Genomic DNA, 15690 nt, shown 5'->3' on the forward strand with positions numbered 1-15690 from the left:
AGTTTTGGAGATTCCTAAGAACCTTTTGCAAAAGGTTCTTAGGCCGTCGGAGACGCCCGACGGCGAGGCGAGAAAAAAGGGGCGGCTATCAAGCCGCCCCTTTTTATATAACGTATGACGAGCCGATTAGGCTTCGGCTTCCGTCTCCCGGGGTTCGCTGGGGCCGAATCCGTAGAGGATGGGGCTGGCCACGAAGATGGAGGAGTACGTACCCACGGTGATGCCGATGAGCAGCGCCAGGGCGAAGTCGTGGATGACCGAGCCGCCCATGACGTACAGGCAGAGCACGACCAGGAGCGTGGTGCCCGAGGTCAGGATGGTGCGCGACAGGGTCTGGTTCACCGACAGGTTGATGATCTTGCCGAAGGTCAGCTTGCCCTGCTTGGCGTTGGTGTTCTCGCGGATGCGGTCGAACACGATGATGGTGTCGTTGAGCGAGTAGCCGACGATGGTCAGCAGCGCGGCGATGATGGTCAGGTCGAATTCCTTGTTCATGATGGAGAACAGGCCGACCGTGATCATCACGTCGTGTATGAGCGCCACCACCGCGCCCAGGGCGTAGTTCAGCTTGAGGTACCAGCACAACCCCAGCGTGATGACCAGGGCGACCAGGATGAGCCAGCCCATGTCCAGACCGAGCAGGCCGATGCCGTAGACGCCGCCGGCCAGGGCCGCGGCCATGACCGCCGCCGCGGTCCAGCGCTGCTCGAAACGGCCGGAGATGTATACGGCGATGAGCAGGACCGCGTAGAACAGGGCCTCGAGGGCCTGGGAGCGGAGGTCTGCGCCAACCTTGGGGCCGACCATTTCAAGGCGTTGGATTTCGAAGCCCGCCTTGAGGTTGTCGGTCAGGGCCTGGTTGATCTTGGTCCGGACCTCTTCGGAGGTGATGTTCGAAGAGGAGGTCCGGATCAGGTACTCGTGGTCGCCCTCAAGCCCCAGGGTCTGGACAACCAGGCCAGGCAGCTTGAGTTCCTCCACCGCGTCCTTGATGTCGCCCACGCCGATGGCTTTGTCGATCTTCACCTGGACGATCATGCCGCCCGCGAAGTCGATGCCGTACTTGGGGCCGCCCTTGATCGCCAGGGAGCCGAGACCGGCCAGGATGAGGACCGCCGAGACGATGAAGGCGATCTTCCTGATGCCGATGAAGTCGAGATTGGTATCGGGTTTGATTATTTGAAGTCCCATTATCTTTCCCCTAGATGCTCAGCTTCGCGTTGTCGGCGCGGTGTTTCAGATACAGATCGAACAGGATGCGCGACACGAAGATGGCCGTGAACATGGAGGTGATGATGCCGAGCGTCAGCGTGACGGCGAAACCGCGAATCGGGCCCGTACCGAACTGGTACAGGATGATGGCCGCGATGACCGTGGTCACGTTGGCGTCGAGAATGGTCAGGGTCGCCCTGCCGTATCCTTCTTCCACCGACTGCTTGGCGGACAGGCCGCGCCTGAGCTCCTCGCGGATGCGTTCGTAGATGATGACGTTGGCGTCGACCGCCATACCGATGGTCAGGATGATGCCCGCTATGCCCGGCAGGGTCAGGGTCGCGCCGAACGCGGCCAGGCCGCCCATGATGAGCATGATGTTCAGGACAAGCACGATGTCCGCGACCACTCCGCCGAAGCCGTAGTAGATGATCATGAATCCGAGGACCGCAGCCATGCCCACCATGGCGGACATGATGCCGTTGTTGATGGATTCCTGGCCCAGCGACGGACCCACGGCGCGCTGCTCGAGAATGGTCACGGGAGCGGGCAGGGAGCCGGCGCGGAGCACGACCGCCAGGTCGCGGGCCTCTTCACGGGTGAAGCTGCCGGTGATGGAGGCCTTGCCGCCCGAGATGCGTTCACGGATGACCGGCGCGGAATAGACCTTGCCGTCCAGGACGATGGCCATGCGCTTGTTGACGTTGTCCGTGGTCAGGTCGGTGAAGATCTTGGCGCCGCGCGCGTTGAAGGTCAGCGCGACGTAGGCGTTGTTCCACTGATCCAGGCGGACCTGGGCGTCGGACACGTATTCGCCGGTCAGGACCGCGTCCTTCCTGAGGACGATGGGCGATTCGCTGTAGCTGCCGTTGGGTTGGCGGTGCAGGAGCACGGAAAGCTCGCGGCCCGGGGCCAGGATGCCCTGCTGGGCCTTCTTCAGGTCGGCGGCGTCATCGACCATCTTGAATTCGAGATGCGCGGTCTGCCCGATGATCTTGATGGCCCGCTCGGGGTCCTTCAGGCCGGGCAGCTGAACCTGGATGCGGTTGCCCTGCTCCTTGCGGATGTCCGGTTCGGCCACGCCGAACTGGTCGATCCTGTTGCGCATGGTCTTGATGGCCTGGTCCATGGTCAGCTTTTCGATCTCGCTGCGGTACGTGGCCGGGACGGAAAGGACGTACTTGACCTTGTCGCCGTCGAGCTGCGCGCTCTGTTCAACCGCGAACGGCGAGTAGTCCTTGATCACGCCCTCGAAGGCGTCCTTCTGTTCGGCTTTGATGAGCGTGACCTCGATTTCGGTCTCGTTCAGCACGGTCGGGCGCAGGATGTAGACTTCCTGCTCGCGGGCGGAGGCCTTGAGGTCGTCGCCGAGACGGGCCAGGTTGTTGTCCATGGCCGTTTTCATGTCCACGCCGAGGGTCAGGTGGATGCCGCCCTTGAGGTCGAGGCCGAGGTTGATCCCGTTGCCCGGCAGAATCTTGCCGAGGGCGGAGTCTTTGACCCCGGGCAGGGACGGGAGCATGTAGGCCAGCCCCACGAGTACGATCAAGAGAGCGAGGATGGCTCTCAAACGCAAACTTTGCATGAAATCTCCCTGTAATACAAACTGGTTGCTGCCTTCCTGAGGGTTCCGTCGACAAACGCAAGCGCGGACCGGGCCACGTTATGCGTGTGGTCCGATCCGCACGGAAGTCTCAGGTACGGGTGCAAGAACCTACTTCTTCTTTTTGTCCGTCGCGGGAGCGGCACCGCCGTCTTTGTCGGCAACGAAACCGCGTTTGATGACGACGTCGACGCCCTTGGCGATCTCGATGGTCAGGTTGTCGCCATCGATGTCGGTGATGGTTCCGAGGATGCCGCCGTTGGTCCAGACCTTGTCGCCCTTGCGCAGATCATCCAGCATGGCCTTGTGGGCCTTCTGTTTTTTCTGCTGGGGGCGGATGAGCAGGAAGTAGAAGATGGCGAACATCAGGACCAGCATGGGCAGCGGGCCGCCGAGAATGCCGCCGAGGCCGCCTGCGGCGCCGCCATCGCCGCCCGCGGGCGGAGCCATGGCGTAGGCTACGGAATCGAAGAACATTGGTTCCTCCAAAAGGTAATGAGTGTTGTATCTTCCCCGCCGTCTAGCAAGGGACGTACAGGTTGCCGTACGGTCTGTGCGAAAACGGACGAATTTTCAAGAAGTTCTCGCTTAAAATTGCCTTGCTGTCCAGCTTCAATTCCTTGGCGTATTCGTTGACCAGCCCTTCGATGACCTCCAGGTCGTCGGAGTCCACGGGGTTGGCCGTCAGTCCGGGACCAAGCTGGTCTTCGGGAACGGAACCACGGACGTAGATAACGCCACCGTGCATGCCCGTTCCGAGACTCCGTCCCGCAATGGGCGCATCAGGCTTATCAGAAAACATACCCAAGAGCAAAATAATTCCACCGGCCATATACTCGCCCAGGAAGTCCCCGGCCTTGCCGCCGACCACGATCTTGGGCTGGTGCTCCAGGTACGCCTTCATGTGGATGCCGACCCGGTAGCCCACGTCGCCCTTGATGAATATCTCGCCGCCGCGCATGGCGTAGCCGATGACGTCGCCGGCCAGCCCTTCGATGACGATCCGGCCGTCGTCCATGGTGTTGCCCACGCCGTCCTGGGCGTTGTTGTGCACTCGCACCTTGGGGCCGCGCATGAACGCGCCCAGATCCTGGCCGGGAACGCCGTAAATGTCGAAGTGCACGTCGCCGTCGAGCGCGGTTGCCAGGTAGCGCTGGCCGTTGCACTCCTTGATGATGAAATCGGTCACCCCGTCCCTGACCAGGGCGCGGATCTCCTCGTTGAACTGCTTGTAGTACGTCCGCCCTGCCGTCAGGGTCTTCTGTTTTCTCTTGGCAGCCATCTAATCCTCCAGGTCCACGATGACGGGTTCGCCCGCCTTGGGCATCCAGACGCGGTCCAGTTCGGGACAGACGTCGCGCACGGCCGATTCCTCGCTCGACATGAAGATCATGTCGTCCTTTTCGGCCACCAGCAGAGGCCGCAGCTTGATGCGGTCGTTGAGGCCCATGAGCCGGGTGTTGTCGGCCACCAGGATGGCGAAGGGGCCGTTGAGCATGGCCGGTCCGTAGGTGGCGCGCAAGGCGGTGTAGAGTTGCTTGTCGTCCTCGTCCATGCGCTCGATCTCGTCCCAGAAAGGCGGAGCGAAGACCTTGGCGGCCAATTCCCAGGACAGGCCGTGCTTGCGGATGAGCATGTCCAGTTCGTAGGCCACGACCTCGGTATCGGTCATCATGGTGCAGAGGTAGTCGTGTTCGCACAGGTAGCGGCGGTTGATGCCGTAGGAGGATATCTCGCCGTTGTGCACGATGGACCAGTTCAGGATGGTGAACGGGTGCGCCCCGCCCCACCAGCCCGGGGTATTGGTCGGGAACCGGTTGTGGCCGGTCCATATGTAGGCGCTGTATTCCTCCAGACGGAAGAATTCGGCGATGTCCTCGGGGAAGCCCACGCCCTTGAAAGCGCCCATGTTCTTGCCCGACGAGACCACGAAGGCCCCGCCCACGGTGGCGTTCAGCTTCATGACCACGGCCACCACGTAGTCCTCTTCCGGCAGCCCGCGGAACTCGTTTTCCGGCTTCCTGGGCACGGTCACGAAGTAGCGGTTGAACTTGGGCGGATTGAGGATGGCCAAGGTCCGGCGGGTGGGGATGGGCTCGTAGAAGTGCAGGTCGAAGTACCGCTTGAGCATCTCTTCCGAGCCCTTGATGGCCGCGTCGTCGTCGCACATCATGTGGAAGCAGTACTTCTCGGCGTGCTCGGGGTAAATGCCGTAGGCCGCGAAGCCGCCGCCCAGGCCGTTGCCCCGGTCGTGCATGCAGGTCATGGCCTGGATGGGCATGTCGCCCGGGATCAGGCCCCGCTTCCTGTTGATCACGCCGAATATCCCGCAGCCGGAGATATCCTTCTGGAAATCATAATATCTTTCAGGTGCTTTCATGGCATTATCCTTTAGTCAGGTTCGACGACGCCGGGATTCCAGGTTTCCTTGAAGAACTCGTCCGGCCACATGAGCACGTCGGGCGCTCCGGCCAGGATCTGTTTCTTGGCGTCCTCGGGAACGGCCAGCTGGAATTTGACGAAGGCGGTGTACATGCCCGCCATGTCGATGTCGCCCACCAGCACGTAACCGACCAGCCGGTCGTTGTGGAACACGAGCTTGCGGTAGCTTTTCTTCTTCTCGTCCAGGGAGACGGCCGTGTCGTAGGTTTCGTCGCCCTCGGGCGGGTTGACCGTGCCCACGGAGATGGTCGGCAGCCCGTAGAAGGAAATGGAGTTCATGGCCAGGGACCCGGTGAAGGGAACGTCCGCGCCGGTCATATTTTTGCCCGCGCAGAACCCCTGGTTGTATGCGTTGGTCCAGATCGGGATGACCCGGTCATCGCCGAACAGGAGGTCCTTGGCCTGGGCCACGTCGCCCGCAGCGAACACGCCGGCCGCGCTGGTGCGCATGTGGTCGTCCACCTTGATGCCGCGGTCCACCGCTATCCCGGCCTCCTGGGCCAGATCGTAGTTGGGGACCACGCCGATGGCGATGACCACCACGTCGCACTGCAGAAAGTCGCCGTCGGTCAGGTGCACGCCCTTGAGATTGCCGTCGTGATCGCGCTGAATCTCCTTGGCGGATACCCCGCAGCGCACGTTCAACCCCACCTCGGCCAGTCGGGAACCGGCCAGTGCGGCCGCGTTCTCGTCAAAGGCCAGGCTCAGGATGCGCGGCGAGAGCTCCAGGATGGTCACGTCCACGCCCCGGTCGAACAGGGATTCGCCTGCCTTGAGCCCGATGAGCCCGCCGCCGATGACCACCGCCCGCTTTATCTCCTTGGCCTTGGAGATGAGCGTGTGGGCGTGAGCCAGGTTGGTGAAGTTGTAGACGTCCGAGCCATCCGACCCCGGAATGGGCGGGGTGAACGGAATACCGCCGGTGGCGATGAGCAGATTTTCGTAGGTTACGGTCTCGCCCTTGTCTGTGGCCACGGTCCTGGCCTGGGCGTCGATGGACGTGACCTTGGTGCCGAGCATCAGGGAGACGTTGCTCCTGTCGTAGAATTCCTGTGGCCGGAGGGCCAGCCGGTCCGGGCCGATCTTGCCCGCCAGCAGATAGGAGATGAGCGGACGGCCGTAGGCCGGGGCGTCCTCGGCCCCGATGACCAGGATCTCGTTCTTGGTATCGACCTTGCGGATGCCCTCGATGGCTCCGATGGAGGCGATGCCGTTGCCGATGATGACGTATTTCATGGTCGCTCCCTACCTCTCCTCGTATTTCAGGGCTTGGTTCGGGCACGCGGCCACGCAGGCCGGGCCGCCCTCGCGCCCTTCGCACAGGTCGCACTTGACGATCTTGTTCTCGGTCGGGTGCCGTTTTATGGCCCCGTAAGGACAGGCCATCAGGCAGGACCAGCAGCCCACGCACTTCTCGCGGTCGTAGACCGTGCGGCCCGTCTCCGGGTCCTTGTGCAGGCCGCCGGAGATGCACGCGGCCACGCAGGACGGCTCGTCGCAGTGGCGGCAGGAGATGGCCACGCAGATGTCGCCCTTCTCGAAGACCTTCTTGCAGGCGGTCAGCCCGTCCTTGCCCTGCTCCTCCCGGAAGGCGATGATCGCGTCCTTCGACTTGGAGTGGGCGGTGATGCAGGCCACTTCGCAGAGGTGGCAGCCGATGCAGTATTCCTTGTCCGGATAGACTCTCTTCATGATGTCCTCCGTTTAGCGGCCGGCATGCTTGATGCCGAGGATGTCGAGTTCGGTGTCGGAAAGGCCGATGCCCCTGAGCTTGTCGCGGTTGCCGCGCAGGGACTCGATGGAGTTGAGCCCCATGCCGCCGAGCATCTCTTCGATCTCGTGGCCCCAGGCGTGGATCAGGTTGGCCAGCTTTTTGGCCGCGATGTCCGGGTTCTGGCGCTTGGACAGCTTGGGATCGTTGGTGGCGATGCCCCACGGGCACTTGCCGGTGTAGCAGCGCCCGCAGATGGTGCAGCCCACGGCGATCAGCGTGGCCGTGCCGATGTACACGGCGTCCGCGCCCAGGGCGATGGCCTTGATGACGTCGCCGGAGCAGCGGATACCGCCCGCGGCCACGATGGACACGTTGTTGCGGATGCCCTCGTCGCGCAGCCGCTGGTCCACCTGGGCCAGGGCCAGCTCGATGGGGATGCCCACGTTGTCGCGGATCATGGCCGGTGCCGCGCCCGTGCCGCCGCGCATGCCGTCCACGGTGATGATGTCCGCGCCCGCCCGGGCGATGCCCGAGGCGATGGCGGCCACGTTGTGCACGGCCGCGATCTTGACCGAGACGGGGGCCTTGTACTCCGAGGCCTCCTTCAGGGCGTAGATCAGCTGGAGCAGGTCCTCGATGGAGTAGATGTCGTGATGCGGGGCCGGGGAGATGGCGTCCGAGCCGATGGGGACCATGCGGGTCTCGGAGACCTTGTCGTTGATCTTTTCGCCGGGCAGGTGCCCGCCGATGCCGGGCTTGGCGCCCTGCCCCACCTTGATCTCGATGCCCGCGCCCGCCCGGAGGTAGTCGCGGTGCACGCCGAAGCGGCCCGAGGCCACCTGCACGATGGTGTGCTCGCCGTATTTATATAAGGACTTGTGCAGGCCGCCCTCGCCGGTGTTGTAATAGGTTCCGCATTCGGTGGCCGCGCGGGCCATGGCCCGGTGCAGATTGAAGTTGATGGCCCCGAAGCTCATGGCCGCGAACATGATCGGCACGTCCAGTTCGAGCTGCGGGGTGAGCTTGGTCTTGAGCGTGACCTTGCCGGTCTTCTTGTCCGTCGCGAGTTCGACCTTGCGCGGCTTGGCGCCCAGGAAGGTCTTCAGCTCCATGGGCTCGCGCAGGGGATCGATGGACGGATTGGTCACCTGGCTGGCGTCGAGCAGCATGCGGTCCCAGTAGACCGGGATGTCCACCGGAGAACCCATGCCCGCCAGCAGCACCCCGCCGGTGTCCGCCTGCTTGTAGATATTCTGCAGGAACACCGGACGCCACAGGCTGTTCGTCCTGAAGTCCGAGCGCTTCTTGACGATGTTCAGGGCCGCGGTCGGGCAAAGCGCCTCGCAGCGGTGACAGCCGATGCACTTGGTGTTGTCATGCATGACCTTTTGCCGGGCTTCATCCCAATAGTGAGCCTCGTACGAACACTGGCGGACGCAGACCTTGCAGTTGATGCACAGCTCCGGGTCCCGTTCGATGCAGAACTCATGGTAATTCTTGTTGATGGGCTGAAAAAGCAAGACAGGTTACCTCTCTCGTTAGTTGCCAAAAAAGTCATCTTGCGGACAAGATGGTCGGAGCGGACCTCCGCGGCTTTCACAATTCGGGCAATAATACCGAACAACAAAGGGGAGTCACCAAAACACATCATCCTATCGCCTGTCAAGACTGTCTATAACATACTGATTTCATATACTATGTATATATTTGGAAAGCATCTCGACCGATACACGGAGCGTATCGATTCGGCATATCCGGCACGGGAAGCGGCCTCGCTCTACGCAAGGCCCGATATCCCTTGACTTTCGCGGTTTTCGCGGCTAAGAGGTGATCATGCAAACGCACCACAGCCGCATCCGTTTCTTTTTCTTTTTTAGCTTTCGCTTTTTTAGAAGCGCCTGCGGTCTTACGGTGTGCGATTAGCTGACAAGTAGTTTCATCCACAACCAGGGCCGCAGGCGACAAGCTTGCGGCCCTTTTTGTTTGCGGCCCAAGCGCTTCCGGCCCGCAATCAAGGGGCGACATCATGATGCTTGGATTGGGGAGTGTTGAGATCGCGCTGGCCTTCTGGCTGTCCGTTGGGGCCACGGTTCTGTGCGTCGTTTACGGAATTGTGAACTGGAACAACAAGGGCACCGACAAAACCGGAGGAGGCGAGTAATGACCGGCAAACTCATCGGCGTCCTCATCTATCTCGGGATCATTTTCTATCTCGGCTACCGGGCCTGGCTCAAGACCCGGGAGTCCACGGACTACATGCTCGCCGGACGCAGCATGAACCCGTTCGTCCTGGCCATGTCCTACGGGGCGACCTTCGTTTCCACCTCGGCCATCGTCGGCTTTGGCGGCGTTTCGGGCATGTTCGGCATGTCCCTGCTCTGGCTGACCTTTCTGACCATTTTCGTGGGCATCTTCGTGGCCATGGTCTTCTTCGGCAAGCGCACCCGGCGCATGGGGCTCGCGCTGGACTCCCACACCTTTCCCGAATTCCTGGGCAGGCGGTACGGCTCCAAGTTCATCCAACAGTTCTCCGGCGTGGTCATCTTCGTATTCATTCCGGTCTACGCGGCCGCCGTGCTCATCGGCATCTGCCGCATGCTCGAGGTGGCTTTTCCGCTCGTGACCTACGGCGCGTGGCTGCTCATCGTCACCGCCATCGTGGCCGTGTACGTGGTCACCGGCGGGCTCAAGGCCGTCATGTACACCGACGCGTTCCAGGGGACCATCATGGCGGTCATGATGCTTATCCTCATCGTCACCACCTATACCCTGCTCGGCGGCGTGACCGAGGCCCACCAGGCGCTGACCGACATGGTGGGCATGATCCCGGCCAAGCTGGCCAAGGGCGGCCTGACCGGCTGGACCACCGGACCGAACCTCCAGTCGCCCATCGGCCTGACCGTGTACACGACCATCATCTACGGCGTGGGCATCGGCGTGCTGGCCCAGCCGCAGCTGGCCATCCGCTACATGACCGTGCCGTCCGACCGCGAGCTCAACCGGGCCGTGGCCATCGGCGGCATCTTCATCCTGCTCATGACCGGCGTGGCCTTTGTCACCGGGGCTCTGTCCAACGTGGTCTTCTTCCAGAAGTTCGGCAAGATCGCCATCACCATGGCCGGGGGCAACTTCGACTCCATCATCCCGCTGTACATTGACAAGGTCATGCCCGGCTGGTTCTCCGGTCTGTTCCTGGTGGCCATGTTCGCAGCGGCCATGTCGACCATGAGTTCCCAGTACCACGTGGGCGGTACCTCGCTCTCCCGCGACTTCCTGGAACAGTACGTGACCGTGGGCAACAACGGCTCGTCCATGAAGCTCAACCGCCTCGGCGTGACCGTGGCCATCATCGCCACCCTGGTCTGGGCCTGGCTGCTGCCCGGCGGGGTCATCGCCCGGGCCACGGCCTTCTTCTTCGGCCTGTGCGCGGCTTCCTTCCTGCCCATCTACCTGCTCGGGCTGTACTGGAAAGGCATGACCAAGACCGGGGCCAAGGTCTCCATGGTCGGCGGATTCTGCTTCTCCATGTTCTGGCTGCTCTTCGTCCACGTCAAGGAAGCGGGCTTCATCGGCCTGTGCCAGGCCATGTTCGGCAAGGCCACCCTGGTGGCCGACGCCGCGCCCGGCTCCTGGATGTGGCTCATGCAGTGGGTCGATCCCAACGTGGTCGCCCTGCCCGTCTCCCTCATCCTGGCCGTGGGCGTCAGCCTGGCCACCCGACGAATTGAAGAGAAACACTTGGAACTCTGCTGGGAAGGACTCTGCTGATCCGTTGTCGGATGATGTTATCGCAAGGCGCCGTTCCGAGAGGGACGGCGCTTTTTTGTTACAAGTTTTTGAAGAATTTTAAAGGGAAAGCCGCTTCGCGGCGATGGTGGGTAATTTCGCCTCCGGCGGGCAAGGGTTCGCACCCTTGCATCCCATATGGGCACCTGCGGTGCCTGGAGCGAGCTTTGTTGACAGTTGCTTTTGAAGCGAACATAAACAACCATTCGTTCAACACAAGGATAGAGACGCACAATGAACAAGATCGACGTGAACGTGAAGTTCCTGCATGAGGTTTGGCAAGAAAATGAACTGGCCTACGCCACCGAGCATTCGGCGGGGTTGGACCTGCGCGCCTGTATCGACGAGGGCGAGATCGAGATCGGCCCGGGCGAAAAGGCCGCAATCCCGGCGGGCGTGGCCATCGAGGTCCGCGAGCCCAGCGTGGCCGGATACGTGTTCTCCCGCTCCGGGCTGGGCACCAAGGAAGGGCTGACCGTCAGCCAGGGCGTCGGCGTCATCGATCCGGACTATCGCGGGGAGATCAAGGTCTCACTGCTCAATACCTCGGGCGAGGTGCGACGAATCAGGCGCGGACAGCGCATCGCACAGCTTGTCTTCATGCCCGTATTTCAAGCGACAATCAGCCCGGTGGAGGAACTCGGCCAGACCGCGCGCGGCGCGGGCGGGTTCGGCTCCACGGGGAAACACTAAAGAGAGAACGAAAATGTCTGATAAATTCGAAGCAATCAAAGAACGGGAATCCAACCTTCTTTGCAATACCTACGGCCGCTATCCCCTGGCCGTGTCAAAGGCCAAGGACTGCCGTCTGTACGATCTGGACGGCAATGAGTACTACGACTTCCTGGCGGGCATCGCGGTTTGCTCCCTGGGCCACAGCCGGGAGGATCTGGCCGAGGTCATGGCCGAGCAGGCCCGCAGGATGGTCCACGTCTCCAATCTCTTCTACCAGGAGCCCCAGCTCGATCTGGCCGAGAAGCTGTTGTCCACCTGCGCGGCGGGCAAGGTCTTCTTCTGCAACTCCGGGGCCGAGGCCAACGAGGGGGCCATCAAGCTGGCCCGTAAGTACATGCACACCGTGCGCAACGAGGAACGGCACGAGATCATCACCCTGGAAAAGTCCTTCCACGGCCGGACCCTGTCCACGCTGACCGCCACCGGCCAGTACGGCCCCATCAAGGACGGCTTCAACCCGCTGCCCGAGGGGTTCGTGACCGTGCCCTTCGGCAACGTCAACGCCCTGCGCGGGGCCATCAACGCCCACACCGCCGCGATCATGATCGAAATGGTCCAGGGCGAGGGGGGCGTGCGGCCCCTGCCCACGGACTACGTCAACGACATCGTGGCCCTGTGCAAGGAGAACGGCATCCTGCTCATCGTCGACGAAGTCCAGACCGGCGTCTGCCGCACGGGCCGGTACTGGGCACACCAGCACTACGGCATCACCCCGGACATCTTCACCTCGGCCAAGGCCCTGGCCAACGGCCTGCCCATGGGCGCGGTCCTGTGCACCGACGAGGTGGCCAAGGGATTCACGCCCGGCTCCCACGCCACCACCTTCGGGGGCGGGGCCGTTGTCTCGGCCGTGGCCGCCAAGGTCGTGGACATCATGGTTGAAGAGAAAATGGCCGAGCGCGCCCAAAAGATGGGCGAATTCATCGCAGAGCAGGTCGTCGCACTCAAGGAGAAGTACCCCGAGGCCATTGCCGGGACCCGTGGCCTGGGCCTGCTCTTCGGCATCGAACTGGCCAAGAACGGCCCGGAGGTCTGGAAGGGGCTGCTGGATCACAAGATGGTCTGCAACCTGGCCCAGGGCACGATCCTGCGCCTGGTGCCGCCCCTGACCGTCACCGAGGACGACGTTCTGACCTTCATGGACGCCCTGGACGACGTCCTGGCTTCGATGGAGGGGTAATCGAAAGGAGGTCGGCTTGACCGCCCGGTGGCGAAGGCGTACTCTGGGGCTTGAGGTATCGAGTCATGAGCGGCGTCGCCCCCATAGGTTCCACCCCCGAGTACCTGTTCCGGCGCGAACACGAACTGGAGCGGCAAAAGGAGTCGGAAACGGCCTCCCGGGCTGAGCAGCCCAAGGCCGAGGTCAAATCCGTGCCCGAGGCCAAGTCGGACGCGGCGAGGCAGGCCGAGCAAGCCACCCTCTACGACTTTCGATATACGGGCAAGGGCTCGTTCATCGACAAGGTATTCTAGTTTGGCTTAGATGACGCAACCATTCAAGGCCGGGGCAAGTTCCCGGCCTTGTCATATTACAAGGAAGGGACCCGCTTCATGTCCACCCTGCTGAAAATCGAATTCACCATCCCCGAACAGGTCGCCGACGAGGCCGGAGTCTTCATCGCCTCCAAGGTCCCCCACGGCTGGGAGGAAACGCCCGCCGGTGACGGTCGCAAATTCACGCTGTACCTGGAGGACCATCCCCTGGGCCATGAAATGGTCAAGGAGTTCCAGGCCCGCTTTCCCGAATCGGACGTGACCTGGTCCGAGCGGGAGTCCGAGGACTGGGCCATGGCCTGGAAGGACTTCTTCGTCCCGGTCAACTGCGGGGAATCCTTCCGCATCTATCCTCCCTGGCTGGACGACGGGGACAGCGAGCATACCCACATCGTCATCGAGCCCAAGATGGCCTTCGGCACCGGCCACCACCCCACCACCTCGCTCTGCCTGGCGACCATCGGCAGGCTGGCCCAGGCCGGAACCATCGCCAAGGGACAGACCTTCCTGGACCTGGGCACCGGCTCCGGCATCCTCGGCATCGGGCTGTCCAAGCTCGGCCTGACCGGCATCGGCCTGGACATCGACCCGCAGGCCGTGGTCTGCGCCGTGGAGAACCTGGAGGCCAACGGCGTGTCCGGCTCCATGAGCCTGGCCGTGGGCTCCATAGACTGCGTGGAGCAGGACCGGACCTTCGACCTGGTGGTGGCCAACATCCTGTCCGGCCCGCTCATCGAAATGGCTGGGGAGATTCTCCCCCGGGTCAGGCCCGGCGGTTCTCTGGTCCTGTCCGGCATCCTGGCCGACAAGCAGTCGGACGCGGTGGCCGAGGCCTACGCCAGGCGCGGCCTGGGCGAACCCCAGCGGTTCGTCGAGGGCGAGTGGATCTGTCTGGTTTGGGAAAACCTGAGGGACTAGCCCATGGCCCTGCACGGTACGCTCATGGGGATGTACGAGGCCATGCTGGCCGAGCTCGGCCCGAGCAGATGGTGGCCGGGCGAGACGCCCTTCGAGATCGCCATCGGGGCCATCCTGACCCAGAACACCAACTGGAAGAACGTGGAAAAGGCCCTGGACAACCTCAAGGACGCGGGTGTGCTCGAGGCCGAGGCCCTGCACGCGCTGCCTGTGCCCAGACTGGCCGAGCTGATCCGCCCGGCCGGATACTACAACGTCAAGGCCAAGCGGATTCACAACTTTTTGCAATTTCTCAAGGATGAGGCGGAGTTCGACCTGCTCTCCCTGAAGGTCCGGGAACTCTCGGAGCTGCGGCCCCAGGTCCTGGCCATCAACGGCATCGGGCCCGAGACCGGGGATTGCATCCTGCTCTACGCCCTGGATTTCCCGACCTTCGTGGTCGACGCCTACACGGCCCGGCTCATGGGCCGCCACGGCCTGGCCTGGGAGGACATCGACTACCACGGGCTGCAATCCATTTTCATGGACGCCCTGCCGGAGGATGTGGCACTATATAATGAATACCACGCCCTCATAGTTCGCGTGGGGGCGAACTGGTGCCGAAAAAAGGCCGGTTTGTGCGAATCCTGCCCCCTTCAACCTTTCCTTGAACAATAAATGGGTATGCGTAATTTTCTTGTCCTGACAGTATGTTGCATCCTGCTGTTTCCGGCCCTGGCCCGTGCCCAGGCCCAGGACGAGGTCTTGAGCGACTCCTTGCAGAAGGAACACCAGAAGGCGGACGAGAACGAGCGGAAGGTCAGGGCCCTGACCGAAAAGGCCGGTCAGATATCCACCCGGCTGTCGGATATCGAGGACGACGTCAAGCTGCTCAAGGGGCGCATCCGGGACCAGGAAGCGGTCCTGACCGACATCCGGAAGAACGAGCGCCAGGCCGAGCAGGACCACTTCGCCCTGGAAAGGGAGAAGGAGCGGATCACCCTGGAGTTGTCCGGGCTCATGCGCACCCTGTGGCCGGTGCACCTGCAGAACGTCCGCTCGCGCTTCGAGGGCGTGGAGGACTGGGCCATGTTCGATCGCCGCTTCAACTGGCTGGCGGACATCTATGAGGCCACCAACCGCAAGCTGGACGAGGCCAGGGCCAATTCCGAGAAGATCGCCCTGAACCTGGAGAACCAGCGCCAGTTGGCCGAGGAGGCCGAAAAGCAGTTGGCCCAGGTGAACCAGAGCAAGGACCGGCTGCTCAGCAACCAGTACGCCTTGCGCAGGAATCTCAAGAAGATCAACCGGCAGAAGGAGAACGCGGAGGAGGAACTGACCGGGATCCTGGCCACCATCGAGGACCTCAAGTACCAGTTGCAGTCCCAGAAGACCAAGCGTTTCGCCCTGTACAAGCGCACCCTGCCCTGGCCCGTGCGCGGCAAGGTGGAGGCCGGGTTCAACCTCAAGGCCAACCCCCCGGTGCGCGGCCTGGCCATCGGGGCGGCGGACGGCAGCACGGTGCAATCTATATTTTGGGGCAAGGTCGTGCACAACGACACCCTGCGCGGCTTCGGGCACGTGGTCATCATCTACCACGGATATAATTACTACAGCCTTTACGCCTATTTGTCCGATACGTTCGTGCGCAACGGACAGGAGGTGGAAAAGAACGAACCCCTGGGCACGGTGGGCTATTTCCCCAAGCTGGATGGGCCCGGCCTGTATTTTGAATTGCGTTTTCATCAAAAACCAATTAACCCAGAAACTTGGTTAACAGCCCTGAGATGAATTGTCGTTAACCCAA

The 15690-nt window shown here is 62.3% G+C and carries 16 protein-coding genes; 8 read left to right on the forward strand and 8 right to left on the reverse strand.

Going from position 1 to position 15690, the window contains the following annotated elements:
* Nucleotides 1-126: 126 nt before the first annotated feature.
* The 8 genes from secF to BerOc1_RS00040 form a co-directional block, all read right to left on the reverse strand.
* Nucleotides 127-1191, reverse strand: coding sequence for a protein translocase subunit SecF (gene secF / locus BerOc1_RS00005; RefSeq protein WP_071543678.1), 1065 nt, complete (start codon nucleotides 1189-1191; stop codon nucleotides 127-129).
* A 10-nt stretch (nucleotides 1192-1201) separates the two neighbouring features.
* Nucleotides 1202-2797 carry a protein translocase subunit SecD gene (secD, locus tag BerOc1_RS00010; RefSeq protein WP_071543679.1) on the reverse strand — a complete coding sequence of 532 codons (1596 nt, stop codon included), beginning with the start codon at nucleotides 2795-2797 and terminating at the stop codon, nucleotides 1202-1204.
* A gap of 129 nt (nucleotides 2798-2926) precedes the next feature.
* Nucleotides 2927-3292, reverse strand: a complete 366-nt coding sequence (yajC, locus tag BerOc1_RS00015) for a preprotein translocase subunit YajC (RefSeq protein ID WP_071543680.1) — start codon at nucleotides 3290-3292, stop codon at nucleotides 2927-2929.
* A 43-nt stretch (nucleotides 3293-3335) separates the two neighbouring features.
* Nucleotides 3336-4097 (reverse strand): GltB/FmdC/FwdC-like GXGXG domain-containing protein, encoded by a 762-nt coding sequence (locus BerOc1_RS00020; protein ID WP_071543681.1) that lies wholly within the window; start codon nucleotides 4095-4097, stop codon nucleotides 3336-3338.
* A complete protein-coding gene (locus BerOc1_RS00025; RefSeq protein WP_071543682.1) occupies nucleotides 4098-5195 on the reverse strand; it encodes a class II glutamine amidotransferase in 1098 nt (365 codons plus the stop codon).
* Between the two features lie 11 nt (nucleotides 5196-5206).
* The gene (locus BerOc1_RS00030; protein ID WP_071543683.1) at nucleotides 5207-6493 is read right to left on the reverse strand and encodes an NAD(P)/FAD-dependent oxidoreductase; all 1287 of its coding nucleotides are present in this window, start codon (nucleotides 6491-6493) and stop codon (nucleotides 5207-5209) included.
* Nucleotides 6494-6502: 9 nt separating this feature from the next.
* The gene (locus tag BerOc1_RS00035) at nucleotides 6503-6949 is read right to left on the reverse strand and encodes a 4Fe-4S dicluster domain-containing protein (protein WP_071543684.1); all 447 of its coding nucleotides are present in this window, start codon (nucleotides 6947-6949) and stop codon (nucleotides 6503-6505) included.
* 12 nt (nucleotides 6950-6961) lie between these two features.
* The gene (locus BerOc1_RS00040; RefSeq protein ID WP_071543685.1) at nucleotides 6962-8491 is read right to left on the reverse strand and encodes a glutamate synthase-related protein; all 1530 of its coding nucleotides are present in this window, start codon (nucleotides 8489-8491) and stop codon (nucleotides 6962-6964) included.
* Nucleotides 8492-9000: 509 nt separating this feature from the next.
* Between BerOc1_RS00040 and BerOc1_RS19465 the strand changes: the two genes are divergently transcribed.
* The 8 genes from BerOc1_RS19465 to BerOc1_RS00075 all read left to right on the forward strand — a co-directional run bounded on the left by BerOc1_RS19465 (nucleotide 9001) and on the right by BerOc1_RS00075 (nucleotide 15674).
* Nucleotides 9001-9132 (forward strand): symporter small accessory protein, encoded by a 132-nt coding sequence (locus BerOc1_RS19465; protein ID WP_341349789.1) that lies wholly within the window; start codon nucleotides 9001-9003, stop codon nucleotides 9130-9132.
* Entirely contained in the window at nucleotides 9132-10739 is a 1608-nt protein-coding gene (locus BerOc1_RS00045) for a sodium:solute symporter family protein (RefSeq protein WP_071543686.1), read from the forward strand. Before BerOc1_RS19465 ends, BerOc1_RS00045 begins: the two co-directional genes overlap by 1 nt.
* Nucleotides 10740-10991: 252 nt before the next feature.
* Nucleotides 10992-11450 (forward strand): dUTP diphosphatase, encoded by a 459-nt coding sequence (dut, locus tag BerOc1_RS00050; protein ID WP_071543687.1) that lies wholly within the window; start codon nucleotides 10992-10994, stop codon nucleotides 11448-11450.
* Between the two features lie 13 nt (nucleotides 11451-11463).
* Nucleotides 11464-12672 carry an aspartate aminotransferase family protein gene (locus tag BerOc1_RS00055; RefSeq protein WP_071543688.1) on the forward strand — a complete coding sequence of 403 codons (1209 nt, stop codon included), beginning with the start codon at nucleotides 11464-11466 and terminating at the stop codon, nucleotides 12670-12672.
* A gap of 65 nt (nucleotides 12673-12737) precedes the next feature.
* Nucleotides 12738-12965: a hypothetical protein gene (locus tag BerOc1_RS00060; RefSeq protein ID WP_071543689.1), complete on the forward strand. Its 228-nt coding sequence runs from the start codon at nucleotides 12738-12740 to the stop codon at nucleotides 12963-12965.
* 78 nt (nucleotides 12966-13043) lie between these two features.
* Entirely contained in the window at nucleotides 13044-13904 is an 861-nt protein-coding gene (locus BerOc1_RS00065) for a 50S ribosomal protein L11 methyltransferase (protein ID WP_071543690.1), read from the forward strand.
* Between the two features lie 3 nt (nucleotides 13905-13907).
* Entirely contained in the window at nucleotides 13908-14561 is a 654-nt protein-coding gene (locus tag BerOc1_RS00070; protein ID WP_071543691.1) for an endonuclease III domain-containing protein, read from the forward strand.
* 6 nt (nucleotides 14562-14567) lie between these two features.
* Nucleotides 14568-15674, forward strand: coding sequence for a murein hydrolase activator EnvC family protein (locus tag BerOc1_RS00075; RefSeq protein WP_071544473.1), 1107 nt, complete (start codon nucleotides 14568-14570; stop codon nucleotides 15672-15674).
* The last annotated feature ends 16 nt before the right edge of the window (nucleotides 15675-15690 follow it).

This window comes from Pseudodesulfovibrio hydrargyri (assembly GCF_001874525.1).
Taxonomy (GTDB): domain Bacteria; phylum Desulfobacterota; class Desulfovibrionia; order Desulfovibrionales; family Desulfovibrionaceae; genus Pseudodesulfovibrio; species Pseudodesulfovibrio hydrargyri.

What these genes read in the sequence shown, in the direction of transcription:
- secF (WP_071543678.1), bottom strand. Translation starts at nt 1,191, where the DNA reads ATGGGACTTCAAATAATCAAACCCGATACCAATCTCGACTTCATCGGC.
- secD (WP_071543679.1), bottom strand. Translation starts at nt 2,797, where the DNA reads ATGCAAAGTTTGCGTTTGAGAGCCATCCTCGCTCTCTTGATCGTACTC.
- yajC (WP_071543680.1), bottom strand. Translation starts at nt 3,292, where the DNA reads ATGTTCTTCGATTCCGTAGCCTACGCCATGGCTCCGCCCGCGGGCGGC.
- BerOc1_RS00020 (WP_071543681.1), bottom strand. Translation starts at nt 4,097, where the DNA reads ATGGCTGCCAAGAGAAAACAGAAGACCCTGACGGCAGGGCGGACGTAC.
- BerOc1_RS00025 (WP_071543682.1), bottom strand. Translation starts at nt 5,195, where the DNA reads ATGAAAGCACCTGAAAGATATTATGATTTCCAGAAGGATATCTCCGGC.
- BerOc1_RS00030 (WP_071543683.1), bottom strand. Translation starts at nt 6,493, where the DNA reads ATGAAATACGTCATCATCGGCAACGGCATCGCCTCCATCGGAGCCATC.
- BerOc1_RS00035 (WP_071543684.1), bottom strand. Translation starts at nt 6,949, where the DNA reads ATGAAGAGAGTCTATCCGGACAAGGAATACTGCATCGGCTGCCACCTC.
- BerOc1_RS19465 (WP_341349789.1), top strand. Translation starts at nt 9,001, where the DNA reads ATGCTTGGATTGGGGAGTGTTGAGATCGCGCTGGCCTTCTGGCTGTCC.
- BerOc1_RS00045 (WP_071543686.1), top strand. Translation starts at nt 9,132, where the DNA reads ATGACCGGCAAACTCATCGGCGTCCTCATCTATCTCGGGATCATTTTC.
- dut (WP_071543687.1), top strand. Translation starts at nt 10,992, where the DNA reads ATGAACAAGATCGACGTGAACGTGAAGTTCCTGCATGAGGTTTGGCAA.
- BerOc1_RS00055 (WP_071543688.1), top strand. Translation starts at nt 11,464, where the DNA reads ATGTCTGATAAATTCGAAGCAATCAAAGAACGGGAATCCAACCTTCTT.
- BerOc1_RS00060 (WP_071543689.1), top strand. Translation starts at nt 12,738, where the DNA reads ATGAGCGGCGTCGCCCCCATAGGTTCCACCCCCGAGTACCTGTTCCGG.
- BerOc1_RS00065 (WP_071543690.1), top strand. Translation starts at nt 13,044, where the DNA reads ATGTCCACCCTGCTGAAAATCGAATTCACCATCCCCGAACAGGTCGCC.
- BerOc1_RS00070 (WP_071543691.1), top strand. Translation starts at nt 13,908, where the DNA reads ATGGCCCTGCACGGTACGCTCATGGGGATGTACGAGGCCATGCTGGCC.
- BerOc1_RS00075 (WP_071544473.1), top strand. Translation starts at nt 14,568, where the DNA reads ATGCGTAATTTTCTTGTCCTGACAGTATGTTGCATCCTGCTGTTTCCG.